Annotated in this window: 25 protein-coding genes, 1 pseudogene and 1 riboswitch; of the genes and pseudogenes, 11 read left to right on the top strand and 15 right to left on the bottom strand. The window is 70.6% G+C overall.

The annotated features are described in order from the left end of the window. Positions 1 to 377: 377 nt before the first annotated feature. Together ACFWRT_RS16565 and ACFWRT_RS16570 are read left to right on the top strand one after the other, a co-directional pair. Positions 378 to 953: a DUF417 family protein gene (locus tag ACFWRT_RS16565; protein WP_380954395.1), complete on the top strand. Its 576-nt coding sequence runs from the start codon at positions 378 to 380 to the stop codon at positions 951 to 953. Positions 954 to 2,104: 1,151 nt separating this feature from the next. Then, positions 2,105 to 4,108, top strand: a complete 2,004-nt coding sequence (locus tag ACFWRT_RS16570; RefSeq protein ID WP_380954397.1) for an ATP-binding cassette domain-containing protein — start codon at positions 2,105 to 2,107, stop codon at positions 4,106 to 4,108. Between the two features lie 121 nt (positions 4,109 to 4,229). Here the strand turns inward: ACFWRT_RS16570 and ACFWRT_RS16575 are convergent, their stop codons facing one another. Beyond that, positions 4,230 to 5,210 (bottom strand): NAD(P)-dependent alcohol dehydrogenase, encoded by a 981-nt coding sequence (locus tag ACFWRT_RS16575; protein WP_380954398.1) that lies wholly within the window; start codon positions 5,208 to 5,210, stop codon positions 4,230 to 4,232. Between the two features lie 102 nt (positions 5,211 to 5,312). Between ACFWRT_RS16575 and ACFWRT_RS16580 the strand changes: the two genes are divergently transcribed. Next, positions 5,313 to 5,984, top strand: coding sequence for a TetR/AcrR family transcriptional regulator (locus ACFWRT_RS16580; protein ID WP_380954399.1), 672 nt, complete (start codon positions 5,313 to 5,315; stop codon positions 5,982 to 5,984). 389 nt (positions 5,985 to 6,373) lie between these two features. Beyond that, positions 6,374 to 7,147, top strand: a complete 774-nt coding sequence (locus ACFWRT_RS16585; protein WP_380954400.1) for a glycosyltransferase family 2 protein — start codon at positions 6,374 to 6,376, stop codon at positions 7,145 to 7,147. 40 nt (positions 7,148 to 7,187) lie between these two features. Here the strand turns inward: ACFWRT_RS16585 and ACFWRT_RS16590 are convergent, their stop codons facing one another. Together ACFWRT_RS16590 and ACFWRT_RS16595 are read right to left on the bottom strand one after the other, a co-directional pair. Then, positions 7,188 to 7,670 carry an ATP-binding protein gene (locus ACFWRT_RS16590; protein ID WP_380954402.1) on the bottom strand — a complete coding sequence of 161 codons (483 nt, stop codon included), beginning with the start codon at positions 7,668 to 7,670 and terminating at the stop codon, positions 7,188 to 7,190. A gap of 67 nt (positions 7,671 to 7,737) precedes the next feature. After that, entirely contained in the window at positions 7,738 to 8,007 is a 270-nt protein-coding gene (locus ACFWRT_RS16595; RefSeq protein ID WP_380954403.1) for a hypothetical protein, read from the bottom strand. 163 nt (positions 8,008 to 8,170) lie between these two features. On the opposite strand from ACFWRT_RS16595, the pseudogene ACFWRT_RS16600 reads away from it, so the two are divergent. Both ACFWRT_RS16600 and ACFWRT_RS16605 read left to right on the top strand, forming a co-directional pair. Next, positions 8,171 to 8,966 (top strand): annotated as a pseudogene (locus ACFWRT_RS16600) (helix-turn-helix domain-containing protein). Next, a complete protein-coding gene (locus ACFWRT_RS16605) occupies positions 8,942 to 9,139 on the top strand; it encodes a DUF397 domain-containing protein (RefSeq protein WP_380954404.1) in 198 nt (65 codons plus the stop codon). The pseudogene ACFWRT_RS16600 and the gene ACFWRT_RS16605 overlap by 25 nt, the downstream one beginning before the upstream one ends. Before the next feature lie 92 nt (positions 9,140 to 9,231). On the opposite strand, the gene ACFWRT_RS16610 is transcribed toward ACFWRT_RS16605, so the two are convergent. Continuing rightward, positions 9,232 to 10,533: a mannosyltransferase family protein gene (locus ACFWRT_RS16610; protein ID WP_380954406.1), complete on the bottom strand. Its 1,302-nt coding sequence runs from the start codon at positions 10,531 to 10,533 to the stop codon at positions 9,232 to 9,234. Between the two features lie 176 nt (positions 10,534 to 10,709). Between ACFWRT_RS16610 and ACFWRT_RS16615 the strand changes: the two genes are divergently transcribed. Further along, positions 10,710 to 10,892: a hypothetical protein gene (locus ACFWRT_RS16615; protein WP_380954407.1), complete on the top strand. Its 183-nt coding sequence runs from the start codon at positions 10,710 to 10,712 to the stop codon at positions 10,890 to 10,892. A gap of 270 nt (positions 10,893 to 11,162) precedes the next feature. On the opposite strand, the gene ACFWRT_RS16620 is transcribed toward ACFWRT_RS16615, so the two are convergent. Continuing rightward, positions 11,163 to 11,663 (bottom strand): SigE family RNA polymerase sigma factor, encoded by a 501-nt coding sequence (locus ACFWRT_RS16620; RefSeq protein ID WP_380954427.1) that lies wholly within the window; start codon positions 11,661 to 11,663, stop codon positions 11,163 to 11,165. A 262-nt stretch (positions 11,664 to 11,925) separates the two neighbouring features. Next, the gene (locus ACFWRT_RS16625) at positions 11,926 to 12,474 is read right to left on the bottom strand and encodes an N-acetyltransferase (RefSeq protein ID WP_380954408.1); all 549 of its coding nucleotides are present in this window, start codon (positions 12,472 to 12,474) and stop codon (positions 11,926 to 11,928) included. A 363-nt stretch (positions 12,475 to 12,837) separates the two neighbouring features. On the opposite strand from ACFWRT_RS16625, the gene ACFWRT_RS16630 reads away from it, so the two are divergent. Further along, the gene (locus tag ACFWRT_RS16630; protein WP_380954429.1) at positions 12,838 to 13,656 is read left to right on the top strand and encodes a hypothetical protein; all 819 of its coding nucleotides are present in this window, start codon (positions 12,838 to 12,840) and stop codon (positions 13,654 to 13,656) included. Then, positions 13,653 to 14,186, top strand: coding sequence for a Uma2 family endonuclease (locus ACFWRT_RS16635; RefSeq protein ID WP_380954409.1), 534 nt, complete (start codon positions 13,653 to 13,655; stop codon positions 14,184 to 14,186). The genes ACFWRT_RS16630 and ACFWRT_RS16635 overlap by 4 nt, the downstream gene beginning before the upstream one ends. Here ACFWRT_RS16635 and ACFWRT_RS16640 read toward each other — a convergent pair. The 9 genes from ACFWRT_RS16640 to thrC form a co-directional block, all read right to left on the bottom strand. Beyond that, positions 14,174 to 15,952: an ABC transporter ATP-binding protein gene (locus tag ACFWRT_RS16640; RefSeq protein WP_380954430.1), complete on the bottom strand. Its 1,779-nt coding sequence runs from the start codon at positions 15,950 to 15,952 to the stop codon at positions 14,174 to 14,176. The genes ACFWRT_RS16635 and ACFWRT_RS16640 overlap by 13 nt on opposite strands. Before the next feature lie 49 nt (positions 15,953 to 16,001). Further along, the gene (locus ACFWRT_RS16645) at positions 16,002 to 16,478 is read right to left on the bottom strand and encodes a lasso peptide biosynthesis B2 protein (protein WP_380954410.1); all 477 of its coding nucleotides are present in this window, start codon (positions 16,476 to 16,478) and stop codon (positions 16,002 to 16,004) included. Beyond that, entirely contained in the window at positions 16,475 to 16,726 is a 252-nt protein-coding gene (locus tag ACFWRT_RS16650) for a lasso peptide biosynthesis PqqD family chaperone (protein WP_380954412.1), read from the bottom strand. The genes ACFWRT_RS16645 and ACFWRT_RS16650 overlap by 4 nt, the downstream gene beginning before the upstream one ends. Continuing rightward, positions 16,723 to 18,651, bottom strand: a complete 1,929-nt coding sequence (locus ACFWRT_RS16655) for an asparagine synthase-related protein (protein ID WP_380954432.1) — start codon at positions 18,649 to 18,651, stop codon at positions 16,723 to 16,725. The genes ACFWRT_RS16650 and ACFWRT_RS16655 overlap by 4 nt, the downstream gene beginning before the upstream one ends. A gap of 50 nt (positions 18,652 to 18,701) precedes the next feature. Continuing rightward, positions 18,702 to 18,824: a keywimysin-related RiPP gene (locus ACFWRT_RS16660; RefSeq protein WP_018511015.1), complete on the bottom strand. Its 123-nt coding sequence runs from the start codon at positions 18,822 to 18,824 to the stop codon at positions 18,702 to 18,704. Between the two features lie 791 nt (positions 18,825 to 19,615). Further along, a complete protein-coding gene (gene groL, locus ACFWRT_RS16665; protein WP_093694016.1) occupies positions 19,616 to 21,238 on the bottom strand; it encodes a chaperonin GroEL in 1,623 nt (540 codons plus the stop codon). A 329-nt stretch (positions 21,239 to 21,567) separates the two neighbouring features. After that, positions 21,568 to 21,774 (bottom strand): cold-shock protein, encoded by a 207-nt coding sequence (locus ACFWRT_RS16670; protein WP_003967346.1) that lies wholly within the window; start codon positions 21,772 to 21,774, stop codon positions 21,568 to 21,570. Between the two features lie 419 nt (positions 21,775 to 22,193). Beyond that, positions 22,194 to 22,472, bottom strand: coding sequence for a MoaD/ThiS family protein (locus ACFWRT_RS16675; protein WP_161263294.1), 279 nt, complete (start codon positions 22,470 to 22,472; stop codon positions 22,194 to 22,196). A 44-nt stretch (positions 22,473 to 22,516) separates the two neighbouring features. Continuing rightward, positions 22,517 to 23,812: a threonine synthase gene (gene thrC, locus ACFWRT_RS16680; protein WP_380954414.1), complete on the bottom strand. Its 1,296-nt coding sequence runs from the start codon at positions 23,810 to 23,812 to the stop codon at positions 22,517 to 22,519. A gap of 18 nt (positions 23,813 to 23,830) precedes the next feature. Further along, positions 23,831 to 23,958, bottom strand: a riboswitch (SAM riboswitch). 164 nt (positions 23,959 to 24,122) lie between these two features. Here thrC and ACFWRT_RS16685 point away from each other — a divergent pair. Next, complete coding sequence (locus ACFWRT_RS16685; RefSeq protein WP_380954415.1) at positions 24,123 to 25,073, top strand: glucosyl-3-phosphoglycerate synthase; 951 nt, start codon at positions 24,123 to 24,125, stop codon at positions 25,071 to 25,073. Between the two features lie 111 nt (positions 25,074 to 25,184). Continuing rightward, positions 25,185 to 26,588: an alpha,alpha-trehalose-phosphate synthase (UDP-forming) gene (locus tag ACFWRT_RS16690; protein WP_380954416.1), complete on the top strand. Its 1,404-nt coding sequence runs from the start codon at positions 25,185 to 25,187 to the stop codon at positions 26,586 to 26,588. Position 26,589: the final 1 nt, after the last annotated feature.

The following is a 26,589-nucleotide window of genomic DNA, read 5'->3' on the forward strand; positions in this document are numbered from 1 at the left end:
ACCGGACCTGCGGGCCGGAGATCGGGCCCCGCACCTTCCCCGTACGAAGGTATCGGCCACCGGACGATCCGCACGCCCGCACGCCCGCCGCAGCCCCGATGCAACATGGCGCGAACGCGCTGCCTCCTGCGGGCGCCGCGGGACCAGACCCTTGACGGCCTCCCGACCCTCGTCCGTATGGTCTAGACCAAGCAGTGAGCGGTGGTCGGCCCACGTCGATCACGTACCGGCCCCGTCTCGTCCGCCCGCGCATCACGCCAGGACACCAGGCCCCACCGATCCGCGAGACGGCCCGAAATGGCCCAGGTCGCCCGCCGAGCCGCGCGGGCCACCCGTGCACGTTTTCCCACCCCCACGGACACACCGGGAGATCGCACATGAGCAGCAGCACCGTAGAGCCGACCCTGCCCCCGCCCGACCGCACCCATCACCACCCCCACCCCCGCCCCCATGCCCACCCCACAGCCGGCCGAAGTCCTCTGCGCCGACTGACCGGCGTGGCCGACCTGGCCGACCTGGTCGACGCGCACGCCGTGGCCCTGCTGAGGGCGACGGTCGGCATCGTCTTCGTGGGCTTCGGTGTACTGAAACTGTTCCCCTCGGCCAGCCCGGCCGAGCAGTTGGCGATCGACGCGGCGACGAAGATGACCCTGGGCCTGGTGCCGGAGACGGTGCTGTTGCTGTCCCTCGCGGCCCTGGAGACGGCCATCGGGATCGGCCTGATCGTCGGCCGCCGCCTGCTGCGCCCCGCGCTCGTCGCGTTCTTCCTCCACATGGGCGGCGTGTTCTCGACCCTCGTCCTCCTCCCCGACGCGATGTGGCAGCCGCACTCCCCCGCCCCGACCATGGAGGGGCAGTACGTCGTCAAGAACGTGGTCCTGGTGGCGGTGTGCCTGGTGGTGGCCGCGAACGAATGGGGACGGCGCCCCCGGCCACGCCGTACGACGGGGTGAGCGGACCGGGTCGCCGGAGCGCACGACGGCGCTCCGGCGGACCTCGCTCCACTCCGTCACTCCGGCAGGCGAGGCGGCGGTACGAGGATCAGCCGGAGCAGCCCGGTCGCCGCCCGCCGACATGAGCGCTGGACCTGGCCAAATGCCTTCATTTCGGGTATAATTGTACTTAAGAGAGCGTTCATTGAGCTATCGCTGCGGCCGGTTCGATTCCGGCAGTCACACTTACGGCCAGTCTGGCACTTTGGCACTTCTACGAGTTCATCAAGGTCATTCGCTCACTCCGTAAGGGCAACACCCGGGGCATTCGCCCCAACCGCACGGTTTCACATAGCAAGGTGGAGGTTGGCATGAAGATTTTCGAGTTCACGATGTCAGCCGTAAGCGTCATTGTTGGCGTGGGCCACGTGGTCGTAGCTGTGTGAACGGTCTCCGACCTGAGGGGCACCCCGGAAAGGGTGCCCCTCAGGCGTTCCTACGGCCACCCACGGGCCCGCGCACCCCGCCCCGAGCTCCCGAAGGCGCCGGCCGCACCCGTCGCCAGGCGTAGCCGCCCCTCTGGGCGACGGCGTCCCGCACGAGGCGTTCCGGCTCAGCCGTCAGGGTCGCGGTACCTCACGTCTGTTGTCGTACCACCACTGGCAGACCCGGTAACGGTTGTTCTCGCTGCCGGCGTCGGCGAGCGTCACCACAGCCACGACGTGCCCACTGCAAGTCGGACTGCGACTGTCGTGCATGCTGCACTTCAGGTCGTTGTCCGGCGGGACCGGTTCGACGTCCACGACGCGGGACTTCATGGCCATAGCCTACGCCGCGACGGCGGACCGGGGAGCGAACCGGAGCCGGAGCGGCCCCTCGCAATCCCCCACACGAAGGACCCAGACCCACAGGAGTGATCGAACGCAGCATCACGGCACTCCCCGCCCAACGGCACCACGGAGCAGCCCGTCCACTCGAATTCCCGTTCCAGATATCGCCCTCCGCCACCCGTGACGGCGACAGGAAGACCCCCGTTACCCGATCACCTGTCCGCATCCGGCCACGAGGGGCACCATGCATCGCTTACGCCGTCCTGTACGCCGTCCTGCGCGCGTTCATCCTGCGTTCGAACATCCCGCCTTCGGGCCCGGACCGGAAACGAGGCACGCGGCATGACCGAATCGACCCACCCGGGCGAACCGCCCACCGGCATCCCCGCCCAGCGCACCGGGCCGCTCCCCCCACCGCCCACCACCATCGCGGCCGGCCCGCAGGACGACAACCTCACGGATGAGATGGAGGAGGCGTACTGGTCGGTCCACGACGGCGCGGCCGCCGACGCCACCGTGGCCCAGGTCCTCACCGGCCTGCCGCGCATCACCGCGCTGATCGGCCGGATGGCGTGGCAGGCCGACCGGCGCGCGACGCTCGCCGTCATCGTGTGCCAGTTGGCCTCGGCGGCGATGAGCGCACTCGGCCTGATCGCCGGAATCGCGGTGCTCCAGCACCTGTTCGCGCAGGGCCCGACCCCCGACCGCGTACGAGCGGCGCTCCCGCAACTCCTGCTGGTGGTAGGCCTCCTGGGGACGAGAGCGGCGCTGGAAGCCGCGGTCGCCGTGGCCCAGGCACGCGTCACGCCGAAGATCCGTACGGCCCTGGAGTGCGAGTTCCTGCACCTCACCGCGCACGTACGGCTGGAGGCGGTCGAGGACGCCGGCTGGCACGACGAGGTCCACCGCGCCAACGACCGCGGGCTCTTCTACGCCCGCCAGATCGTCGGCCAGGTGGTCTCCCTGGCCTCCGCCGCACTGGCTCTCGTCGGCACGGCCGGAGTGCTCAGCGTCCTGCACCCGGTCCTCCTCCCCCTGCTCCTCCTGTCCGTCCTCCCGGTCGGCTACGCGGCGGTCCGCAGCGCCCGCGCGCGGTTCTCGTCCTTCAAGCGGTGGAACGCGCTGCAACGCCGCGTCCGGGTCTTCTCCTGGCTGCTGCTGGACGTCGACGCGGCGGCCGAACTCCGCTCGGACACCGCGCAGGGCGCCCTGCTGGAGGAACACCGCCGCCTGACCCTGAAGATCGCGGAGGAGGACACCCGGCTGGGCGTGCACGCGGCCGTGCTCAACCTGGCGGGCCGGACGGTCGGCGGCCTCGGCACCGGCATCACGTACGCCGCGCTGGCCGCCATGCTGATCGCGGGCTGGCTCCCGCTCGCGGCCGGAGCGGGCGCGGTGCTCGCGATCCAGTCGGGCCAGGTGGCACTGACCCGTCTGGTGGAGGTCGCGCACCTGGTGTACGAGCACGCGCTGTGGGTCTCCGACCTGCTCACGGTCCAGGAACGAAGCCGCCAACTCCTCCCCAAAGAAGCATCGTTGTACACACCCTCCACGGTCCACCGGATCACCCTGGACGACGTCCACTTCACCTACCCCGGCAAGGACACACCGGCCCTCGACGGCATCAGCATGACCCTGACCGCCGGCCAGAAGGTCGCGTTCGTCGGCCTCAACGGCTCGGGGAAATCCACCTGCGCCAAGCTGCTGGCCGGCCTGTACGAGCCGGAACGCGGCAGCGTCCGCTGGGACGACACCGACGTACGGGAGATGGACGCCGCGTCCCTGCACCGTCAGGTCGCCTGCGTCCTCCAGGAACCGGTCCGCTTCCCCTTCAGCGCCCTGTCCAACATCACCGCCGCCACCGGCACCCTCACCGAGGCCGACCCCGCCCGCACCCTGGCCGCGGCCGAGGCCTCCGGCGCCGACGCGGTGATCGCCGCACTCCCCGACACCTGGGAGACGCTCCTCTCGAAGCGCTTCAAGGGCGGCCAGCAGCTCTCGGGCGGCCAGTGGGCGAAGATCGCGGTGGCCCGGGGCCTGTACAAGAACGCCCCGCTGCTCCTCCTGGACGAGCCGACGGCCAGCATGGACCCGCCCTCCGAACACGCAGTCTACGAGGCGGTGTTGCGCGGCCGGCTGCGCGAGGACCAGATCACGGTCTTGATCTCGCACCGCCTGGCCAGCGTGGTCGACTGCGACACGATCTACGTCTTCGCCGACGGCCGCATCACGGAGTCGGGCTCGCATGAGGAGCTGATGGCGGTGGAGGGCGGCGCGTACGCGGCGATGTTCACGCTGCAGGCGGGCGGTTACCGGGCACGGCCTCCGCTCCCGACGGAGGACTGACGCGCCCCGCTGCCGGCGCTCGCCCGTACGGGGCCTTGGCTCCCGGCCACCTGATGGCCGGAGGCCAAGGCCCCACCGCCCCCACCGCCCCGAAAAACTCCCTCCCGCAGGGCCCAGCTACCTACTCAGCCCCACCCCCCACCACCCGGATCACATGCTTCCCGCGCACCCCGCCCGCCTCCAGGGCGCGGTGGGCGGCGGCGATGTCCGCGAGCGGATGAACCGTGTCGACGACAGGACGGAGGTCCCCGCGCTCGACGTACGCGGTCAGCTCGGCGAACAGGTCGTGCTTCGGGTTGCCGCTGAAGAAGCGCACCCGCCGGCCACCGTGGACGGCTGAGGCCAGGATGTAGCCGAGGCCTCTGACCGGGTGGTGGATGTCGAACGCGATGGAGACCAGACGGCCGCTCGGCGCCAACAGCCCCTGCAAGGCCCGGTGTTCACTGCCGACCGTATCCATGATGACGTCGTACGGCCCCAGCCCCGCCAGCTCCGTCGACCGATGGTCCAGCACCACGTCCGCCCCCAACTCCCGCACGAAATCAAGGTTCTTGGCACTCGCGAGCCCGGTGACGTGGGCACCCATGGCCTTGCCGAGCTGGACGGCAACGCTGCCGACGCCACCGGAGGCCCCGCGCACGAGGAGGCGTTCACCGGCCCGGAGCCGGGCCTTGTCCCGCAGGGCGGTGAGGGACGTGGTGCCCCCGGCGGGCAGCGAGACGGCCTCGGTCAGGGTGACGTTCTCGGGGGCGTACGCGATCTGGCGCGGGCGGACGGACACGTACTCGGCCGCACTGCCGAAGCCGCCCCGCCCGCGCGGCAGGATGCCCCACACCCGGTCGCCCACACTCAGCCCGGTGACGGAAGGGCCCACCTCGGCGACCTCGCCGGCGAAGTCGATCCCGGTCCGCTGGGGAAACCGGCGCCCGGTGACGAGCCGCACCTTCCCGGCCCGCCCGTACAGCTCACCGCCGTTGACGCCGGCCGCGTGGACCCGCACGAGCACCTCGCCCGGCCCACGCACGGGCACCGGGACCCGCCCCTCGTAGAGGACCTCGGGCGGCCCGTAGCTGTCGTAGAGCGCCGCGCGCATGTCGTTCATCGTGGGCCGTCCTGTGCCTGTCCTGGGTCGGGTGGTCCTGCTCCCGACCCAGGCTAGACAGCCAAACGGAGAAACCCCTCCACTTACCCTAAAGTGAGAAACATGCCTGCTCAGCCCTCTCACAACGCGTCCGCACCCGCGCCCGCACCCGGCCCGGACGCCCTGCGCGCCGACGCCCGGGAGAACCGCGACCGCATCCTGCGAGCGGCCCGCGAGGCGTACGCGCTGCACGGCATCGACGTACCGATCAGCGCGATCGCCCGGCGGGCCGGGGTCGGGGTGGCGACGCTCTACCGCCGCTTCCCCACCCGCGCCGTACTGATCGAGGAGGCGTTCGCCGAGCAGCTCGCCGAGTGCGCGGGCGTGCTCGACGAGGCGTTGGAGGACCCGGACCCGTGGCGCGCGTTCTGCTCGGTGTTCACGAAGGTGTGCGCGATGCAGGCCGCCGACCGGGGCTTCACGCACGCCTTCCTGGCCCGCTTCCCGGACGCGTCGAGTTACGCGGGGGAGCGCCACCGGGCGGAGGAGGGGCTGGCCCTGCTGGTGCGGCGGGCGAAGGAGGCGGGGGCGCTGCGCCCGGACTTCGACGTCTCGGACGTGGTCCTGGCCCTGCTGGCCAACAACGGCGTAGTGAACGGGGTTCAGCCCGAAGCGGGTGCGGCGTCACGGCGGCTGGTGGGCTACCTGCTGGAGTCATTCCGGGCGGAGGGAGCGGCACGACCGCTGCCTCCGCCTGTACGGCTGGAGCTGGACCGGCTGCACGGGGTTGGATGAGGGGCCACCGGGGGCGGTGGGGTGGACAGGGCGCTCGCGATCGCAACAATGGGGCTGTGCGGGGGGCTGGCGCAACAGCCGACCGTGAAGTGAGGCCGACATGTCCGTTTCTCAGGAAGTGATGGAGAACAGCACCTTGGCCACATAAACACGCAGGTCACGGACTGTGGTCCCCGCGCGTGCGGGGATGGTCCCTCCCTGTCGCGCCGGGCTGAGTCCAGCACTGCGCGCAGCCGCAAGGATTACATGTCTCTCACGTGCTACTGGCTGGCACGTACGGCAAGGGGCCCTACACAGCCTTGACCGGCGACGACCATCTGCACGCCAGCTCCTGCTCAGTCGTGGTGTTTGAATGAACCGCTGTTCCTGACCAGGCGAGGAGAAGTGCTGTGACCTTGGTGTCTGTCGTAATGCCCGTGTACAACTCGGCAGCCACCCTCGGCGCGGCCGTCCGTTCGGTGCTGACACAGACCCATGGCGACCTGGAACTGCTGGTCACCGACGACCGATCCTCCGATGCCTCCATGGAACTGCTCCGCGAGTTCGCCGAGCAGGATGAACGCGTCCTGCCCCGATCGGCACCCGAACGCGGCGGTGCAGGCCGGGCGCGCAACCTCGCGATCGAAAGGGCCCGGGGTGACTACATCGCCTTTCTCGACAGCGACGACATGTGGCTACCGGAAAAGACAGAGAAGCAGCTCGTTTTCGCTGCGGAGGCCACCGCGCCTTTGACCTTCACCTCGTACTTCAAGATGGACGCCGACCACGGCGGCGAGAGCACCGACTGGGTCCCGAACGGGCGGGTGATCCGTGCGCGGGCGCACGTGGACTACCGCGCGATGCTGGTCCAGGACCACATCGGAGCTCTCACCGCGATGTACGACCGTAAGGTCTTGGGCACGAAGCTGATGCCGGAGATGCGCAAGCGCCAGGACTACGCACTGTGGCTAAGCATCATGCGGGACGGCGCGGACGCCCGGGGCCTGGCTGAGCCACTGGCGGTGTACAGGGCTCACCAGGCAGGATCACTGTCTTCCAACAAGCTGTCGCTCATTCCGTACAACTGGAATCTATACCGCGAGCACGAGCATCTGTCGGTCGCGCGGTCGACACGGGCACTCGCCGGCGCTGCGTGGCAGTCGCTGCGCAACTCGCGCGTCTAGGAACGGAATTCGAGATAGGGGAGCGGCAGATTCGCGGCGGTCACGCCCCACGCTCCGGAAGAGCGAGCGCGCAGTGGACGGTGTGGCCGTCCTCGCTGACTCCCCACCTGTCGGCCAGCGCCTCCACGATGCCCAGCCCGCGACCGCCCTCCGAGGCCTCGTCCACCGTTCGGAGCACAGGACGTACAGGAGAGCTGTCCTCCACCTGAATGATCAGGTGGGTTCGATCGGCACACCAGGTGATGGTGATGTTCTCTCCACCGCCGTGCTGGAAGGCGTTCGTGACCAGCTCCGTGAGGACGAGCGCGGCGACGTCGATGCACGGCCGCAAGTCCCACAGCTCGAGCAGCGCACAGTTCATGCGTCGCAGTTGCCCGGGACGGCGTCGGTCGGCCGACACCATCGGCTGCCCGGCGGCTGTCGACCGCACGATGCTGACCTCGCACCGCCGAACCATGGGCACGCTCCTGTCGGCGTCGACGTGGACCTGCTGCCCTTGAGGAGCGAGCACCGGGATGGTCATGAGGTGACTCCCTGGGTGGATGTCCGGGCCCGCGCGGCGACGCCACGCGGGCAGCAGGTGACTCGTGTCAGGAGCCGGACGGCGTGCACGGCCGCGCCACGGGTTCCCTCACCCGTACGTCCAGCGCCAGGTTCAGCTCGTCCACGAGGTCGATCACCGCGTCCACCTCCAGGCGGAGGTACGCCGGACCCTGCGCGCCCCCGTTGAAGGTGATCATCAGCGGCAGGTCGAAGTACGTGTCCTGCCGCTGTACGTCGATGACGCGCATGACGGGACGGTCGGGGATGCGCTCCGCCCGCCAACTGCGGTCGGGGTCGTACTTCGGGAGTGCGCTCATGGTTCTCACCTTCCGTGGAGACTTCGGATCTTTCTGTCACGAGCATCGGCGTTGCTGGCTACGCTCGGAAGGGGGTCGCTGTAGCCCTATCCCCTCAGGACACAGGGGAGTTGGAATGCCCAAACGCGCGTCCGATTCGGGCGGAGAGGCGTCCGCGCGCAAGATGCTGCACGAGACGCTGAGGCGGCTGCGGGACCGGTCCGGGCTGACGCTGGAGGAGCTGCACGACGAGACGACGTACGACCGGTCCTACCTGCACAAGCTGGAGACGGGGACACGCCTGGGCTCGCTGGAGGTCATGGCGGCGCTCGACAAGGTTTACGGCACCGGCGAGCAGCTGCAACAGCTCTGGGAGCTGGCCCGGGACGACGCCTTCGGCAGCCGCTATCAGCGGTTCATGCAGTTGGAGCGAGAAGCGACAGTCCGGTACGAATACGCGTGCAGCGCCATCCCGGGGCTGCTCCAGACGAGGGCGTACGCGACGGAGGTGCTACAGCACTCCCCGGGACGCGGCGGAGCTCCAAGAGGATGTTGACGCGCGCATGAGCCGTCAGTCCGTCCTGAAAGGTGAGGACCCTCCCTACTTCCGGGCGCTGCTCGACGAAGCGGTGTTCCGTCGGGCGGCCTCGCAGCCGGCCGTCTGGCTGCAGCAACTGGAGGCCCTGCTGGAGTGGCAGAAGCGACCGAACGTGACGCTTCAATTGCTGCCGTTCTCGGCAGGTCTGCACGATCTGATGGGTGGTTCACTGACCGTCCTGTGGCTGGCCAACGGCAAGGCGGTGGCCTACCTGGAGGGCAGCAAGTCCGGTGAACTGGTTGAGGACGCAGGACGCGTCGAGGAGCTGCGGCTGTCCTACGATTTGCAGCGAGACAAGGCGCTCTCTCCAGAGCAGACAACCGAGTTCATCCAGCAGTTGGTCAAGGAGATCCGATCATGTCATCCCGCCGAGCCGACCTGACTTCCGCGACGTGGCGGAAGTCCTCGTACAGCAACTCCGACGGCGGTAACTGCGTCGAGGTGTCCGACGACTTTGACGGGCTCGTCCCCGTGCGCGACTCGAAGCGGCCGGAGGGACCGGCCGTCATCTTCGGCTCCTCCGCCTGGTCGGCGTTCGTCAGCGACGTGCGCTGAGCGCTGCCGACGCCCTGCGGCTCCCCGGCAATGCCCGAGTCCCCGTGGGCCCCGCCCTGGCGGGGCTCCCGCGCCTGTTGACGCCCGACGGATCACCCCGCCCACCGCCCCGTAAGAAACGCCAGCGCCACCAGCGCGCACACCGGCACCGTCACGCACAGGTACGCCGTCCGGAACCACGGGCGGCGCAGGCTCAGGGCCGCCAGGCCGATCCACAGCGGCCACCACAGCAGCGTGGCGCGCGGGACGGACGTGTACCAGTACGACGTCCCCAGCGCCCACAGGCTCAGCGCGACGTACACCGCCTCCGGCCAGCGGCAGTATCGCACCAGCAGCGCGACCAGGGCCAGGCCCACCACCATCGCGGCCAACTCCGCCTGGAACATGGCCGCGTAGCCGGTCGTGTGTACGTCGTCGAACGCCGCGTTCCACGTGTTCCTCCACGCCTCCCACGGGGTGTGGAACTCCCGGAACCAGCCCCGCTCCTGTGCGTGCTTCCACGCCAACCAGTCGCCCGTGCGGGCATGCAGATACCAGCTGTACGCCAGCGGCGGCAGCGCGGGCAGTGCCAGCCAGGCGACCCCGCGCCAGTCGCGCCGGGTCTTCACCGAGAGCACCAACAGCACCGCGATCGCGGCCGCCAGGAACAGGCCGCTGACCCGCACCGTCGCCGCCAGGGCCGTCAGCGTGCCCGCCAGCGCCCAACGGTGGCGCCGGGCGGCCAGCCAGGCCGGGAGCGCGAACGCCAGGAACAGCGCCTCCGTGTAGCCGACCGCCAGGAAGACCGCGCACGGGGAGAGCAGGAAGAACAGGGCCGTGCGCCGGCCGTCGGCGTCCTCGGGGACGTACGCGCGGGCTATGCGGGACAGCGCCAGCACGGCGACGGCTCCCGCGACGAACGAGATCAGCAGGCCCGCCGCCGTCCAGCTCGGGACGATGACGTGCACGGCCCGCAGGAGCATCGGGAATCCGGGGAAGAACGCCTCCCTGTTGTCCCAGTCATCCGTCCATGGGCCTGTGCCGGCCGGGAAGTAGCCGTCGCGCGCTATGCGGAGGTAGTGGTTCGCGTCCCACTGCTGGAACGGCGCGAGGACCGGCGCCGCCTCCCGCACATCGGAGCCCCGGGGGAAGAGCCACCGGGCGCCGTGGGCCGTGATCCACACGGATATTCGGGTCAGGAGGTAGAGCCAGAGCACTCTGCGGTCGGCGGGACTCAGCCAGGCGACCGCCCGGCCGACCCGTGCCGCCCGAAGCACGCGCGATGCGGGCCGGGGCCGGGACTCGTACGGTACGGGCTTCTCGGCCGGCCGGAACTCACGTCCTACGGGCCGGGGCTGAGCGCTCCTCCTCGGCTGTGGCGGGGCCGGCCTGAGCCCAGGAGGCAACGTAGACACTGAAGCACCTTTCGGACACGCCCAGGCGTGTGGGTTCGCCCGGCGGAGACGCCGGAGCGTGGAAGGGGGGAGAGCAACGGAGCGGAGGGCAGGGCGAGTTGTCGACACCCCGCCATCAGGGCATCGACGTCGCCCCAAGCGTCGATGTAGACATCGATGTGGAGGTGGAGGTCGATGTGGACGTTGAGGTTGACGAAGCACTCGTCGGCGCCTCCGTCCTCTGCGGGCCCTCCGTCCCCCGCGGGCCCTCCGGAGCGGTCGTCCCCGTGACGGCCCCCTCCACCCCCGGCACCGTATTGCTGGGCGTGGGCGGCTCCGTCAACGTCCCCGCGGGCGGCGGCGGTGCCGGGGACGGGTAGCTGGGCGACGGACTCGTCGCCGGAGGGGCGGGCTTCGGTGTGACCGGGAGCAGGCCGACCGCCGCCGCGCCGCCCCCGCCGATGACCAGGCACACCCCCACCGCGACCGCGGCCATCCGGCGCCGCTGGGCCCGCATGCCGCGCTCGGTGATGCCGGCCGCCGGGTCCGCCACGGAGTGGCCCTGCCCGAAGTCCCCGGCCTGCCGGAACAGGGACCGCAACGGATCCTGCGCGCCCCGGGACTCCTCCGGGCCCGACCGGTCCCGTGGTTCAGACATCAGGAGCCTCCTCCATGCGGGGGTCCTGCAGCCGGTGGGCAAGCGCCGCCCGGCCGCGGACCAGATGCGTCTTGATCGTGCTGGCGGAAAGCCCGGTCTCCCCGGCGATCTGCTCCACCGTGAGGTCGCAGAGGTAGTGCAGGGTCAACGTCCGCCGCTGCTGAGCGGGCAGCTCCCGGAGCGCGTCGACCAGCACCACGTGGTCCGGGTCCGGCGGCGCGACGTGCTCCGCCGCACCGCTCCCCCGGCCCCAGGCGTCCGCCGAACGCCGCCGGAACCGCCACCGGCTCACCGCCAGCCGCCACGCGACCGTACGGATCCACGCCTCGGGCCGCCCGTCCCGCTCCAGCCGGCCGCGCCGGACCCACGCCTTGACGAAGGCCTCCTGCACGACGTCCTGCGCCTCCTGGAGGTCCCCCGTCATCACGTACAACTGGCCTGTGAGACGCGCGACCGCCTGGGCGTAGAACTCTTCGAACTCCTCGACGGTCAAAAGTCGCTCCCGGATCTTTCGCTTCACCGGGTATACGCCCACCGCCGGGCATCCGGTCTACAGCCCCGGCGATCCATCGGAGTGATCGTCGTCACGGCACCCGCAGGGGTTCCCGCCTCGGTCGGCTCCGGCGGAATGAGTCTCCTGTGGCTCCGACTTTCCTGAGTCAGGAAAGTCGAGCGGAGAGGAAAACTTGCCTGGATCGGCTCACAGACAAAGGCTCCGGTGACGTGCTGCTCATCATGGTGCCCGCCCCACCCCGTCACACCCCCACCCGCTTCTCCAGCAACGTCACCCCGTACGTCCGCCCGCCGTCCCCGTTCTTCCCCGCCTGCTCGCCCACCACCGCGTACCCCGCCTCCTCGTAGGAGCGGCGGAGCCGGTCGTTCGACGTCAGGCAGTCGAGCCGGCACAGCTCCCTCCCGTACGCGGCGATCCGGCGTTCGGCTTCCGCCAGCAGTACGCGGCCGGCGCCGGGCGGGGCCGTGCGGCGGTCGGTCATCAGGCGGTGGACGTATCCCGCGACCGGCGGCTGGGCGCCCCAGGCCGGCTCGTCGTCCCACCACAGCTCCCAGGCCCCGGCGCTCGGGCCGTCGGGGCCGAGCGTGGCGAGCCAGACCTCGCCCTCGTGCAGCCTGCGCCGAAAGTGGTCCTCGTCCAGCTCTCCGGGCTGCCACTGCTCGATGCCGCGCTCGATCTGCCACCGCGCGGCGGCGTCCCGGAGGCGTACGAGCTCGGCCAGGTCTTCATCCGATGCCGCCTGCCGGAACGACAGCGGCACCGAAGCCGCCTGGGAACTGGTGTTCGTCATGCCGCGATCCTGCCGCACAACCGTTCCCACCTGCGCCGACCCTGGCTCCTCCCGGAGCTCAAGCCGCGAGATCCGAGCGGTCTTTACGGTGATGGGGTGGATGGGTCACTTTTCCCACCCACCCACCCTGCGACTGAAGTTGACCGTTTGCGACCGACTTGCGACGCACAGTCGCCGCGCTTTAGCGTGCGGAGAACGAGACCAGAAAAGCGACCCCTGCTGGTGCTGACACACCGAACAGGGGTCTGACCAACGAAGATCGAACAACCCAAGGCGATCCCCATGGCTGCTAGCTACCCTAATGCCGCCTCCTGCCCCCCGCACGAGGCCCCGCCCACGCACCCGCCCGCGACCCCGCACCCGATGGCCAAACCCGGCTACGGCAAGCGCTCCGCCCCCGGCGAACGACCGCGCACCGACCGCGACTTCGCCCACCTCCTCCCCCGTGACGCCGCCGTCGCCGCGTACATCGACCGGCTGCCCGACGGCTCCGACATCTCCGTGAAGACGCTGGCCAAGCACCTCCCGTACGGGCAGTGCGCCCTGGGCACCACCCTCAATCGGCTCCAGGACGCCGGGCATCTGCGGCGCGGCAGCGAGTGCGTGATCACCGACGAGGTGATGTTCTGGGTGACCCGGACCTTCTTCTCGCGCACCGCACGCGAGGACGAGTGGTGGAACGCCTACATCCGGGGCGACGTCCCGCCGGACCGGCCCCAACGGCCCACCCGCTCGCGGGCGTTCATCCTGCTCGCCGCCCTCGGGCGTACGGCTCCAGCGCTGTCCCTCTCCGCCGCCGACTGCGTGCGGCTGGAACCGCAGGTCAGCGAGTGGTTCGCGCGCGGGGCGACGGAGGCCGAACTGCTGCACGCCCTCACGGCGGGCCTCCCGTCCCCCGTCCACTGCGCCGCCCGCCTCGTCGAGCGGCGCCTGCGCGACAAGCTGCCGCCCGAACGGACCGTGCCGCGCCCCCGGACCGTGCTGCGCACCCTGGAGTGCGGCGAGTGCGGAGTTCCCGGCGCCCCGGAGGCGCTCCTCGGGGGGCTGTGCCGGGAGTGCCGTGGGCCGGTCCCCGAACCGCCGGTGGGGCCGCCGGGGGCCGTGCAGCCGCCTGGGGTACGGGAGCGGATGGAGTTGGTGCGGGCGGGGCTGGTTCCTCGGTCCGAGAGGACGTACCGATGATGCCCGTCGAGGACTTCGAGGCGCTGGCCCTCGCCTGCCCCGAGACCGTGACGTTGGAGCTGAGCAACGGAAGGCTGGAGGTGAGGCCCGTGGCGGACGGAGACCACGACGAGATCATCATGTGGTTCGCGATGCAGTGCCTGCGGCTGCGGCCGGAACTGCGGCTGTACCGCGGACGCGGGCTGCGGATCGGCGGAGACCACAACGACCGCGCCCGGCCGGGCGGCACCCTGGCCCACGCGGGCCGATTCGCCGGGGACGGCGAGTGGTCGAGCCCGGACCGCATCCTCCTGACCGTGGACGTGACCTCGTACGACGACACCCCTGCGGCGCCGTGCGACTACGCAGCGGCGGGCATCCCGGTGCGCCTTCTCATCGACCGCCGGTCCGGCACAGTCGCCGTCCGCAGCGAACCCGGCTCGGCTCGCTACCGGCATCAGCGCCTGTACGACGTCGGCGAAGCCGTCACCCTCCCCCACCCCGCCTCCATCAGCCTGGACACCGAGGAGCTGAAGAACTACACCGACTGATCCGCTGCCGCCGCCAACTGCGTGGTCGCAAGTTCCCGGTAGAGGTCGTCCGAGGCGATCAGCTCCTCGTGGGTGCCCGCCGTGCGGACCCGGCCCTCCTCCAGGACCACGATGCGGTCGGCGTGGCGGACGGTGGAGAGGCGGTGGGCGATGACCAACACCGTGGACTGCTGAGCCAGTTCGAGGATGACGTCGCGCAGCGCCTGCTCGTTGACCGCGTCCAGTTGCGAGGTCACCTCGTCGAGGAGGAGCAGGCGGGGGCGGCGCAGCAGGGCGCGGGCGATGGCGATGCGCTGGCGTTCGCCGCCGGAGAGGGTGACGCCCCGATGGCCGACCGCCGTGTCCAGGCCGTCGGGCAGGCGGGCGACCAGGGCGTCCAGGCGGGTCCGGGCCACCGCCTCCGCCAGCCGGTCCTCCGGGGCGTCCGGGGCCGCGAAGAGCAGGTTCTCCCTCAGCGTCCCGGCCAGGACCGGGGCGTCCTGCTCCACGTACGCGAGCGAGGCCCGCAGCTCCGCCAGCGGCCAGTCCCGGATGTCCCGGCCGTCCAGCGCGACGGTCCCCGCATCGTGATCGTAGAACCGCTCCAGCAGGCTGAACACCGTCGACTTCCCCGCCCCCGACGGGCCCACCAGCGCCACCATCCCGCCGGCCGGGACCTCGAACGTGACCCCCTGGTGGGCGGGCGCGCGCTCGTCCCCGTACCCGAAGGCCACGTCCTGGAAGGTGACCCGCAGCGGAGTCCCCTCGCCCGGTACGCTGCCGGGCCGGCCGGCAGGTTCGCCCGGCAGCGACTCCACCTCGTCGATCCTGCGTACGGCGGCGAGGCCGCTCTGCAGGCCCGTCCAGCCCTCCACCAGGCCGCCGATCGGGCCCATCAGGTAGAAGAGGTAGAGCAGGAACGCGATCAGCGACGAGATGTCGAGCGAGCCCGACGCGACCCTCGCTCCGCCCACTCCCAGCACGGCCAGGAAGGCGAGTTGGATCGACATCATCATCGTGACGTCGGAGACCGAGGACCACTTCGCCACCGAGACACCCCGGTCGTGCGCGCGCCGGGCCGCCTGCGCGACCGCCGCCGTCTCCCGCTCCTCGGCGCCGCTCGCCTTGACCGTACGGAACGCCTGGAGCACCCGGTCCAGCGCCGCGCCCATCGCTCCCACCGACTCCTGCGCCCGGAGCTGCGCGCGCTGGATGCGGGGCATGAGCAGAGCGGTTACGGCTCCGATACCGACGATCACCACCAGTGTCACGCCCAGCAGCGTGACGTCCATGTACGCCATGAACGCGATCGTCCCCAGCAGCATCAGCACGCTGTTGAACGACTCGACCAGGCCGCTGGAGAGGACGGTTCGCAGGAGAGTCGTGTCGCTGGTGACGCGGGACTGCAGGTCGCCGGGGGTCAGACGGTCCACCGCCGGGACCTTCAACCGCATGATCCGGCCCACCAGTTGATCGCGGGCCCGGAGGACGACGCCCTCTCCCGTGCGGGCCATGAGGTAACGGCCGTACGCGGAGAGGCAGGCGCCCGCGAGGACCAGTGCGGTGAGCGCGATGAGCGGGGTCACCGGCGAGCGGTCGGCGGCGAACGCGTCCACCGCGTACTTCGCCATCAGCGGCATCGCCAGGCCGGCCGCGGAGCCGGTGAGGGAGAGGACGCCCGCGCGGACGAGTACGCCGCGGTGGGGGCGGACCCGGGTCAGGAGGAGGCGGAGGGGGGTGGGGTCGGAGCGTGCGGGGGGCTCGGACCGGAGCGCGCCGGTCCCCAGCGCCTCGGGGCTCCCCGGCACTTCCGCGCCCCCGGGCGCCTCCGTGCCCTCAGCCAGCCCGCCCGGACCCTCCCCCGTCGTCGTCCCCGCCACCGTGCTCACCCGGAACCCCCTCGCGTACCTTCACCACCATCAAAGGACGCAGATCGGCCGACTCCGCCTGCTCGCCGACCGTGCGACCCTCCGCCTCCACCCAAGCATGCGGCGAGAACGGCGGTGCCGTCCGGACCCCCGCGCACCAGTCCGGCCAGCTCCCCGCCATCCGGCACGCCAGCGCGATGGCCACCGAACGGGGCAGGCAGCCGTAACGGCCCGCGCAGCGGCGGCTGGTGGCGGTGATGGCCTCGTACAGCTCCAGCGTCTCTTCGTACGTCGCCGGGCGCGCGCCCCTCGCGCAGCGGGTCAACACCCGTCGTAGGCGGCCCGGTTTGCAGCGGGCCAGCACGAACGCGGCGGCTATCGCGGTGCGCAGCCGGAGGCCGCCGGGGCCCGCGCCCCGGCGGGGCATCGTCATCTCGGTGGTCATGGGCGCAGGATCTTCGCCTCGACGAGCTGACGGGTCAGCTCGGCCACATCCGACTCGGCCTCCGCGCGCTCCACGTCGAACTCGGCGACGATGCGTTCGACGGCCGCCTCGGGGGCCTGGCCGGCGGCCAGCGTCTCGACCACGATCACGCTGGTGTCGTTCAACTGCCAGTAGCTGCCGTCCTTTTCGTCGAGCAGGACGCCTCCGTACTCGGTCGTCGTGACGGCTATGCCTTTTCTGAGCTTCATCGCGATGCCTCGCTGGTCGTCGTGGGGGTCCGATCGGGTGTGGGCCAGGCGTTCTCGGCCGTGCGCAGCCAGGTCTCCCCGGCCACCGTGGAGCTGATGGAGTGCTCCACCAGGACGGGTGAGAAGGGTTCGGCCGCCAGTCGGAGCAGGTGGCGGGCGTCCACCAGGCCGCGTTCGGCGAGGCGGGATCCCGTCCACAAGTCGGCCAGTTCCGGGGCGTGTTCGCGGAGACCCTGGTGTTCGTCGGAGGACATGTGGTCCTTCGTCGTACGGGCCAGCAGCGCGTCCGGCACCACCCCGCGCATCGCCTCGACGAGCAGCGGCTTGTAGCGCCAGGGGCTGATCCGGTCCGCCAGGCGTACGGCGAGGGTCGCCTCAAGGACCCGGTCGTCGTAGAAGGGCGCGGCGACCGGCAGCCCGATCGTCATGCCGATGTCCTCCATCGCCTGGAAGTGCCGCGCCCCCATCCGTACCGCGTCGATGTCCACATGCCGCCCCCGCCACCGGTCGATCGGCTCGGCCTGCCCGGCGGCGGCCGCCCGGAACTCCTCGGTGATCAGGGCGTTCGCGTGGTCCGTGAACCACGGGCGCAGGGACTGGCGTACGCCCCAGGAGAGCAGCGGGGTGCGGGTGACGGGCTGGGGTTCGGTGGTGACCGCGCCCGCGAGCCAGCGGGGGAAGGTGGAGCGGTTCAGCAGGGCCTTCAGAGTGGGGAGCAGGGGCCAGCCGAGCTGGTGGCGGAGGCCGCTGAGGTGGTTCCAGGCGGTGAGCGGGTTGCCGTGGAAGAGGTCCTGGTAGGCGTGGGGCAGGCCGAGGAAGAGCTCGTCGCCGCCGTAGCCGGTGAGGTGGTAGCGGGAGCCGGTGGCGTGGGCGCGGCCCAGGAGCAGGTGCGCGCGGGCCCGGCCGGGGGCTACGGGGAGGGGTTCGTCGTTGAGCTCGGCGGCGGTGGCGGCCAGGTCGGCGTAGAAGTAGGGGGCTTGGTCGGCGGGGATGATGTGGTGGGCCAGGGCGGGGAGGTCCGTATGCCCGCCGTGTGCTGCCGCCACCGCCCGCCGCGCCCACGTCTCGTCCTCGCTGTAGCGGTCCCGGGCGGCCACGGTGAGGAGCGACAGCTCCGCCGGGGCGGTCGCGCGGGCGGCGAAGGTGAGGGTGGTGGAGTCCAGGCCACCGGAGAGCTCGCAACTGATCCGGTCCAGGCCGCCGACATGGGCCCGTACGGAGGCGGCGACGGCGTCCCCGAGTCTTCGGGCGCCCTCCGCCAGGGAGAGTTCCGGCGGCGGGGGCTCCCACCAGCGGTACTCGCGGGAGCCGGGGGCGGCGGCCGTGCCCGGTGCTGCGACGGGCAGGGCCAGTCCGTATCCGGCCCCGGTCTCGTGCACGCCCCGCCACAGGACGCGCCGGCTCAGGGGGTGCGGCAGGAAGTCGAGCATGCGCAGCGCGAGCGCGCCGTCGTCCAGAGGTGCGCCGGTCAGGTGCGCGAGGACGGCCGGGCGGTCGGAGGCGATGGTTCCGGCCTCGGCGTGCCGGGCGTGGTAGATCCGGCGCAGGCCGGAGGCGGTGCCCCGGATCCAGGTCTCACCGGCGAGGTACGCGATGACGTGGTGGAGGCCGGGGAGCCGGACGAGGCGCCGTTCCAGCCCGGCCCGGTCGCGGGCGCCCTCCAGGAGGCCGGCGAGCACGGCTTCGGGGATCCGGTCGGGGCCGATGAGCACGAGGGCGTCGTCGCCCCGGCGGAGGTGGCTGACCTGGCGGACCAGCGGGCGGGCGACGATCCAGGGGCGGCCCGAGGGGTGGGCGAGGGTGACGACGTCGCCCACCCCTCCTGCGACCCGGGTGGTGTCCGGTACGGGAAGCTGCCCGGCCACCGCGTGGCCCGCCACGCTGTCCGGCAGGACGACGAAGTAGTCACGCAGCAGGCCGGGCATCTTCACCTTTCGGAAGTTCTCACACCGTGCACAGGGGACCGGTCGGCGGATCAGATGATGCGCCGGACCCAGTACTCCTTGTACGAGCCGTAGAAGTAACCGGCGGTCTTCTTCGAAAAGTCGCCCTGCTTGAACAGCGACGGCTTCACGTAAGCCTTCTTCTGCTGCTTCATGACACCTTCCCTTCCGTGCGGTTGACGACCGTTATGCCCAACTGACGTCTGCATAACTGGAGTTATTCATGCGACAGGTGTTCACCAGGTGAACGCCAGGGCCATCATGTCCCGCTGTCGGACCGGTACGCGTGATTCCGGCCCGCCGCGCGAAGTTGGCCGGATAGCGCGAGCGGGAAGGACGTGTTCGCGACCGCCGGACGCCCTGCGGAGGAACCGACCGGTCAGCATGTGCAGTCGCACATCAGCGACTCGCCTCGGCTCAGTGGACTGGACCAATGGCTGTACGGGGACGACGTGCACGGCAGTGAGCTGCCAGGAGATCGGACCGGCGGCGACGGGACAGAGGAACCAGCGTCGCACGCACCCCGCAACGCCCGCAACGGGCCTATCCCACCGGCACCCCGCGCGCCACCGGGATCACCGAAACCGATCGAACACGTGTTGCCGTACCGGACCGGACACGGCAAGTAGCCATTCGGCCATGCCCGACCGCTCGTTCGGGTCCGCCGGGCTGGTCCGAAGCCTTCAACAGGCCCTCAACAGGACCTCATCAGGCCGCGCTGAGGACCAGCCCGGCCCCCTTGGAACGCGCCCCGCGCGTGGACCCCCCGCGCCCCGGTCCGCCGTACCCGTGCCCGTACCGGCACCCGAACCCGAACCCGTACCCGTACTCACACTCACACTCGTACGAACGCCACAGGGGCGGCACCTCCCGTGAAGGAGGTACCGCCCCTGTGGGACGTCCTGTGAGACGTGCGTGGAGCTTCTACCGGTTCCGGAGGAGCCGATCAGAAGTCCATGTCACCGCCCGGCATGCCACCCGGGGCGGCCGCGCCGGCCTTCTCGGGCTTGTCGGCGATGACGGCCTCGGTGGTGAGGAACAGCGCGGCGATGGAGGCGGCGTTCTGCAGAGCGGAGCGCGTGACCTTCGCCGGGTCGATGATGCCCTCGGCGATCATGTCCACGTACTCGCCGGACGCGGCGTTGAGGCCGTGACCGATCGGCAGGTTGCGGACCTTCTCGACGACGACGCCACCCTCGAGGCCACCGTTGACGGCGATCTGCTTGAGCGGGGCCTCCAGCGCGAGCTTCACGGCGTTGGCGCCGGTCGCCTCGTCGCCCGTGAGGTCGAGCTTGTCGAAGACGGCCGAGGCCTGGAGCAGAGCCACGCCACCACCGGCGACGATGCCCTCCTCGACGGCGGCCTTGGCGTTGCGCACCGCGTCCTCGATGCGGTGCTTGCGCTCCTTGAGCTCCACCTCGGTGGCGGCGCCGGCCTTGATGACGGCCACGCCGCCGGCCAGCTTCGCGAGGCGCTCCTGGAGCTTCTCGCGGTCGTAGTCCGAGTCGGAGTTCTCGATCTCGGCGCGGATCTGCTTGACGCGACCCTGCACCTGCTCGCTGTCACCGGCACCGTCGACGATCGTGGTCTCGTCCTTGGTGATGACGACCTTGCGGGCGCGGCCGAGCAGGTCCAGGCCGGCGTTCTCCAGCTTGAGACCGACCTCCTCGGAGATCACGGTGCCACCGGTGAGGATGGCGATGTCCGCGAGCATGGCCTTGCGGCGGTCGCCGAAGCCCGGGGCCTTGACGGCGACGGACTTGAACGTGCCCTTGATCTTGTTGACGACCAGGGTGGAGAGCGCCTCGCCCTCGACGTCCTCGGCGATGATCAGCAGCGGCTTGCCCGACTGCATGACCTTCTCCAGCAGCGGGATCAGGTCCTTGACGCTGGCGATCTTCGAGTTGACGATCAGGATGTACGGGTCGTCGAGCGACGCCTCCATACGCTCCATGTCGGTGGCGAAGTAGGCCGAGATGTAGCCCTTGTCGAAGCGCATACCCTCGGTGAGTTCCAGCTCCAGACCGAAGGTCTGGGACTCCTCGACGGTGATGACGCCTTCCTTGCCGACCTTGTCCATCGCCTCGGCGATCTTGGCGCCGATCTCGGTGTCGGCGGCGGAGATGGAGGCGGTCGAAGCGATCTGCTCCTTGGTCTCCACGTCCTTGGCCTGCTCCAGCAGAGCGGCGGAGACGGCCTCGACGGCCTTCTCGATGCCCCGCTTGAGGGCCATCGGGTTGGCGCCTGCGGCGACGTTGCGCAGGCCCTCGCGGACGAGAGCCTGGGCGAGAACGGTGGCGGTGGTCGTACCGTCGCCGGCGACGTCGTCCGTCTTCTTGGCGACCTCCTTGACCAGCTCCGCACCGATCTTCTCGTACGGGTCCTCGAGCTCGATCTCCTTGGCGATGGAAACACCATCGTTGGTGATCGTGGGCGCGCCCCACTTCTTCTCGAGGACGACGTTACGGCCCTTGGGGCCGAGGGTGACCTTGACGGCGTCGGCGAGCTGGTTCATCCCGCGCTCGAGACCGCGCCGTGCCTCCTCGTCGAACGCGATGATCTTGGCCATGTGAAGTGGTCCTCCCGGACAGGGGTGGATTGCTCCGGACCGAGAGGCGCCCGCGACGGACGGCCTGCCTGCGTGGTGGTTCCTTGCCCCACCGCGCCTGCGGGCCTCACCGGCCCGGTCCAAGTTTCTGTCACTCTCACCTGGAGAGTGCTAACGCCAATGATTAGCACTCGACCCCCGAGAGTGCAAGCGCCTCAGGCCAGGGCCCGCCATGTGGTCGGGCCGCCCGGCCGCCCGGTCCCGGCGCGCACGAAGGGCCCGATCCCCTGGATCACTCCGGGGTCGGGCCCTGCGTGCGTGAGTAGTGATGCCGGACGGCCGCGCCGGACTCAGCCGACAGCGAGCTTGACCATGTCGGCCTGGGGCCCCTTCTGGCCCTGCGAGATCTCGAATTCAACTCGCTGACCCTCTTCGAGGGTGCGGTACCCGTCCATCTGGATCGCGCTGTAGTGGACGAAAACATCCGCACCACCGTCGACCGCGATGAAGCCGTACCCCTTCTCCGCGTTGAACCACTTGACGGTGCCCTGAGCCATGCCTAACTCCCCTATAACTGGCCCTTGCACGGGACCGCACTTCGCGGCCCCGGGTCGGAACTCACCCTCCGACAGGAGAGGGTGCGCGGCGCCGCAGCGCGTCGACCGCGGCCGAATGTATCCGCCCAACTGCCCTCTGCAACAGGTCAATCGGACGAGAATTCTGGGCATGGGCGAACGCCCGAATATGCGGGATTGCTGAAATTTACGGGCAAGTCGGGCCAGGCAAAGGCCACTTATGCCTCAAGGGGTTCACGCACTTTGGCTACTTCTTATCGGGGCCGGGCGCATTCTCATATGCGGGCGGCACTCGCAGCGAAGGGGGCTTCCCCAACTCTACCGTGCTCAACCATGCAGAATTGCCCCCTCCGCTTTCTCTCGCGGAGGGGGCAACTGTGGTTCAGCTGAGGGCGATCGGATCAGCAGCCGCCGGCCACGGCGGGGATGATCGAGATGCCGGCGCCGTCGGGCGTGGCGGCGTCGAGCCCGCCCTCGAAGCGGACGTCGTCGTCGTTGACGTACACGTTGACGAAGCGGCGCAGCTTGCCCTGGTCGTCCAGGACGCGGGCGGCGATGCCCGGGTGGTCCTTCTCCAGGGACTCGATGACCTCGGAGAGCTTCGCGCCCTCCGCCGTGACCTCGGCCTGGCCGCCCGTGTACGTGCGGAGGATGGTGGGGATGCGGACCTTGACGCTCATGGCGGACGCCTTTCTGACTGCTGCGGTCGGGGCGATCGGGGTGGTCAGGCGGAGGCGAGGCCCGCGGCGCGGAACGCGTCCAGGCTCGGCTTGATGGTCGCCGTCGCCTGCGAGGTCGCGGAGACCGCGTCGAGCGTCTTGAGCCCGTCACCGGTGTTCAGGACGACGGTGGTGAGCGCCGGGTCGATGACGCCGGCCTCGATCAGCTTCTTCGTCACGCCGACCGTCACGCCGCCCGCCGTCTCACCGAAGATGCCCTCGGTGCGGGCCAGCAGCTTGATCGCGTCGACGACCTGCTCGTCGTTCACGTCCTCCACCGCGCCGCCCGTGCGGCGGGCGATGTCGAGGACGTACGGGCCGTCCGCCGGGTTGCCGATGGCCAGGGACTTGGCGATGGTGTTCGGCTTCTGGGGGCGGACCACGTCGTGACCGGCCTTGAAGGCGGCGGAGACCGGGGAGCAGCCCTCGGCCTGGGCGCCGAAGATCTTGTACGGCTTGTCCTCGACGAGCCCGAGCTTGATCAGCTCCTGGAACCCCTTGTCGATCTTCGTCAACTGGGAGCCGGACGCGATCGGGATGACGATCTGGTCGGGCAGCTTCCAGCCGAGCTGCTCGCAGATCTCGTACGCCAGGGTCTTGGAGCCCTCGCCGTAGTACGGGCGCAGGTTGACGTTGACGAAGCCCCAGCCCTCGCCGAGCGGGTCGCCGATGAGCTCGGAGCAGAAGCGGTTGACGTCGTCGTAGTTGCCCTCGATGCCGACCAGCTCACCGCCGTACACCGCGGCCATGACGACCTTGCCCTGCTCCAGATCGTGCGGGATGAAGACGCACGAGCGCAGTCCGGCGCGGGCGGCGGCGGCGCCGACGGCACCGGCCAGGTTGCCCGTGGAGGAGCAGGAGAGGGTGGTGAACCCGAAGGCGCGGGCGGCCTCGACGGCGATCGCGACGACGCGGTCCTTGAAGGAGTGCGTCGGGTTGCCGGAGTCGTCCTTGACGTACAGGCCGCCGGTGACGCCCAGCTCACGGGCGAGGTTGTCGGCCTTGACCAGCTTGGTGAAGCCGGGGTTGATATTGGGCTTCTCCGCCACATCGGCGGGAACCGGCAGCAGCGGGGCGTAGCGCCAGATGTTGTCCGGTCCGGCCTCGATGCGCCGGCGCAGTTCCTCGGGGGAGCCGGTGGGCAGGTCGTACGCGACTTCCAGCGGCCCGAAACAGGACGCACAGGCGAAAAGGGGGCCGAGCTCGAAACGCTCGCCGCACTCGCGGCAGGAAAGCGCCACGGCGGGACCGAGGTCCACGGAAGCGGTGGTGGCATTACCTGCGATGGTCTGAACAGCCATGATGGCGGAGGCCCTTTCTCCTCATCTTCCTTGCGGCGCGTTTCGCCACAAGACGGAATTGGCACCTTCCCCACCGTGACCTCGCGGTCGGTAGGAGGGTTGCCGGGACTTCAACGGGCCGTTCCCTCAGTCCCTCTGGATGAGCTCTGTGGCACTGGATCTTGGATCCAGGCGTTTGTGTGACGACGGACCCCGACATGCGACGGTCATCCGCGTTGTTCAAGACTGTAACCGAAGGACCTGACGGTTGAGATAGTCGTCCGAACGGCGAGATGGATCACATACCGCCCACACACAAGGAGTCCCGACCGTGCTCGAAGAGGTGGAACGCTGGCTGACCAGGCGTTCCTGGTCGTCCGCCGACCGCCCGCTGAACCGGCTCACCGACGTCCGGGCCGCCGACCCGCACCGTACGTCGGTGAGCGTGGTGCTGCCCGCGCTGAACGAGGAGGCCACGGTCGGGGCGATCGTGGCGACGATCCGGCGCGAGCTGATGGAGAAGGTCCGGCTGGTCGACGAGCTGGTGGTGATCGACTCCGGCTCCACCGACGCCACGGCCGCCGTGGCCCGCGCGGCGGGCGCCCGGGTGGTGCACCGGGACGCGATCCTGCCCCGGATCCCGGCCCTGCCGGGCAAGGGCGAGGTGCTGTGGCGGTCGCTCCTGGTGACCAGCGGCGAGATCGTCTGCTTCGTCGACGCCGACCTGAAGGACTTCTCGGCGGACTTCGTCTCGGGGACGGTCGGCCCGCTGCTCACCGACCCCGCCGTGCAGTTCGTCAAGGCGATGTACGACCGTCCGCTCGGCGACAGCGCGGGTCAGGGCGGTCGCGTCACCGAGTTGGTGGCCCGCCCGCTGCTCAATCTGCACTGGCCGCAACTGGCCGGCTTCGTGCAGCCGCTGGGCGGCGAGTACGCGGTGCGGCGCTCGCTGCTGGAGCGGCTGCCGTTCCCGGTCGGTTACGGAGTGGAGCTGGGGCTGCTGGTGGACGCGCTGCACACCGTGGGTCTGGACGCGCTGGGCCAGGTGGATGTGGGGGTGCGGCGCCACCGCCACCAGGACGGGCAGGCGCTGGGCCGGATGGCGGCGGCGATCTACCGCACGGCGCAGTTGCGGCTCTCCCGGGGCCATCTGGTGCGGCCGGCGCTGACGCAGTTCGAGCGGGGCGCGGAGGGGTTCGTGCCGCGCACCCATGCGGTGGACACGGAGGAGCGGCCGCCGATGCGGGAGATCGAGGAGTACGCGGAGCGGTGGGCGGCGTGAGGCTCGCGGGTCTCCGGCGGCTCCGGCGGCTTTGAGGCGTACGCGGGCGCCGTGGCGGGCGTGAGGCTCTGAGGCGTTTGGGGGCTTCCCGAACGGGCTAGGTTCCGCTACATGGTCTCCGAGCACGCAACCCCCGCCCCCGCCTCGTCCACCGCCCAGGTCCTCGTCGCGTCCAACCGCGGCCCGATCACGTACACGCTCGGCGAGGACGGGACGCTCGACGCCAAGCGCGGCGGGGGCGGGCTCGTCTCCGGGCTGAGCGCCGTCGACGACAAGCTCTGGGTCTGCGCGGCCCTCGGCGACGGCGACCGGGAGGCGGTGCGGCGCGGGGTCGGTGAGCCGGGCGTACGGATGCTGGACATCGACGCCGAGGTGCACGCCGACGCGTACAACGGCATCGCGAACTCGGTGCTGTGGTTCGTCCACCACCTGCTCTACCAGACGCCCGTGGAGCCGGTCTTCGACGCGGAGTTCCGGCGCCGGTGGGCATCGTACGAGGCGTACAACCAGGCCTTCGCCCAGGCGCTCGCCGAGGAGGCGGGGGAAGGGGCGGCGGTCCTGGTCCAGGACTACCACCTGGCCCTGGTCCCCGGGATGCTCCGCGAGCTGCGCCCGGACCTGCGGATCGGCCACTTCTCCCACACCCCGTGGGCGCCGGTGGACTACTTCCGGCTGCTGCCCGACGACATCGGCGAGCAGGTGCTGCGCGGCATCCTCGGCGCGGACCGGGCCGCGTTCCTGACCCGGCGGTGGGCGGACGCGTTCATCGGCTGCTGTACGGAGATCCTCGGCGGGACGGGCCGGACCAGGATCGGCGTGCACGGGCTGGGGGCCGACGCGGACTTCCTGCGGCAGCGGTCGCAGGAGGCGGACGTGGACGAGCGCATGGAGGCGCTGCGGGAGCAGGTGGGCGAGGACCGGAAGACGATCGTGCGGGTGGACCGCACCGAGCTGTCCAAGAACATCGTGCGCGGCCTGCACGCGTACCGGGCCCTGCTGGAGTCCCACCCCGAGTGGCGCGAGCGCGTGGTCCACGTGGCCTTCGCCTACCCCTCCCGCCAGGACCTCGCGGTCTACCGGGACTACACGGCGGCGGTGCAGACCCTCGCCACCGAGATCAACGGGGCGTACGGCACGGAGAGCTGGACGCCGGTCCTCCTCCACGTGAACGACGACTTCGCCCGCTCGCTCGCCGCGTACCGGCTGGCGGACGTGGCGCTGGTCAACCCGATCCGCGACGGCATGAACCTGGTCGCCAAGGAGGTCCCCGTCGTCTCCGACCACGGCTGCGCACTGGTGCTGTCGCGGGAGGCGGGGGCGTACGAGGAGCTGGGCGAGGACGCGATCGTGGTGAACCCGTACGACGTGGTGGGCACGGCCGAGGCGCTGCACGAGGCGCTGTCGATGAGCGCCGAGGAGCGGACCGGGCGCACGAAGCGGCTGGCGGAGGCGGCGACGGCGCTCCCGCCGCAGCAGTGGTTCCTGGACCAGTTGGAGGCGCTGCGGCAGGAGTGAG

The organism is Streptomyces cyaneofuscatus, from assembly GCF_042718795.1.
GTDB lineage: Bacteria > Actinomycetota > Actinomycetes > Streptomycetales > Streptomycetaceae > Streptomyces > Streptomyces cyaneofuscatus_A.

Excerpts from the sequence above, each read along its gene's own strand:
- thrC (WP_380954414.1), bottom strand. The coding sequence starts at position 23,812 with ATGGCTGTTCAGACCATCGCAGGTAATGCCACCACCGCTTCCGTGGAC.
- groL (WP_093694016.1), bottom strand. The coding sequence starts at position 21,238 with ATGGCCAAGATCATCGCGTTCGACGAGGAGGCACGGCGCGGTCTCGAG.
- ACFWRT_RS16650 (WP_380954412.1), bottom strand. The coding sequence starts at position 16,726 with ATGAAGCTCAGAAAAGGCATAGCCGTCACGACGACCGAGTACGGAGGC.
- ACFWRT_RS16655 (WP_380954432.1), bottom strand. The coding sequence starts at position 18,651 with ATGCCCGGCCTGCTGCGTGACTACTTCGTCGTCCTGCCGGACAGCGTG.
- ACFWRT_RS16565 (WP_380954395.1), top strand. The coding sequence starts at position 378 with ATGAGCAGCAGCACCGTAGAGCCGACCCTGCCCCCGCCCGACCGCACC.
- ACFWRT_RS16575 (WP_380954398.1), bottom strand. The coding sequence starts at position 5,210 with ATGAACGACATGCGCGCGGCGCTCTACGACAGCTACGGGCCGCCCGAG.
- ACFWRT_RS16690 (WP_380954416.1), top strand. The coding sequence starts at position 25,185 with ATGGTCTCCGAGCACGCAACCCCCGCCCCCGCCTCGTCCACCGCCCAG.
- ACFWRT_RS16675 (WP_161263294.1), bottom strand. The coding sequence starts at position 22,472 with ATGAGCGTCAAGGTCCGCATCCCCACCATCCTCCGCACGTACACGGGC.
- ACFWRT_RS16595 (WP_380954403.1), bottom strand. The coding sequence starts at position 8,007 with ATGAGCGCACTCCCGAAGTACGACCCCGACCGCAGTTGGCGGGCGGAG.
- ACFWRT_RS16660 (WP_018511015.1), bottom strand. The coding sequence starts at position 18,824 with ATGAAGCAGCAGAAGAAGGCTTACGTGAAGCCGTCGCTGTTCAAGCAG.
- ACFWRT_RS16580 (WP_380954399.1), top strand. The coding sequence starts at position 5,313 with ATGCCTGCTCAGCCCTCTCACAACGCGTCCGCACCCGCGCCCGCACCC.
- ACFWRT_RS16605 (WP_380954404.1), top strand. The coding sequence starts at position 8,942 with ATGTCATCCCGCCGAGCCGACCTGACTTCCGCGACGTGGCGGAAGTCC.
- ACFWRT_RS16590 (WP_380954402.1), bottom strand. The coding sequence starts at position 7,670 with ATGACCATCCCGGTGCTCGCTCCTCAAGGGCAGCAGGTCCACGTCGAC.
- ACFWRT_RS16625 (WP_380954408.1), bottom strand. The coding sequence starts at position 12,474 with ATGACGAACACCAGTTCCCAGGCGGCTTCGGTGCCGCTGTCGTTCCGG.
- ACFWRT_RS16635 (WP_380954409.1), top strand. The coding sequence starts at position 13,653 with ATGATGCCCGTCGAGGACTTCGAGGCGCTGGCCCTCGCCTGCCCCGAG.
- ACFWRT_RS16670 (WP_003967346.1), bottom strand. The coding sequence starts at position 21,774 with ATGGCTCAGGGCACCGTCAAGTGGTTCAACGCGGAGAAGGGGTACGGC.
- ACFWRT_RS16570 (WP_380954397.1), top strand. The coding sequence starts at position 2,105 with ATGACCGAATCGACCCACCCGGGCGAACCGCCCACCGGCATCCCCGCC.
- ACFWRT_RS16630 (WP_380954429.1), top strand. The coding sequence starts at position 12,838 with ATGGCCAAACCCGGCTACGGCAAGCGCTCCGCCCCCGGCGAACGACCG.
- ACFWRT_RS16645 (WP_380954410.1), bottom strand. The coding sequence starts at position 16,478 with ATGACCACCGAGATGACGATGCCCCGCCGGGGCGCGGGCCCCGGCGGC.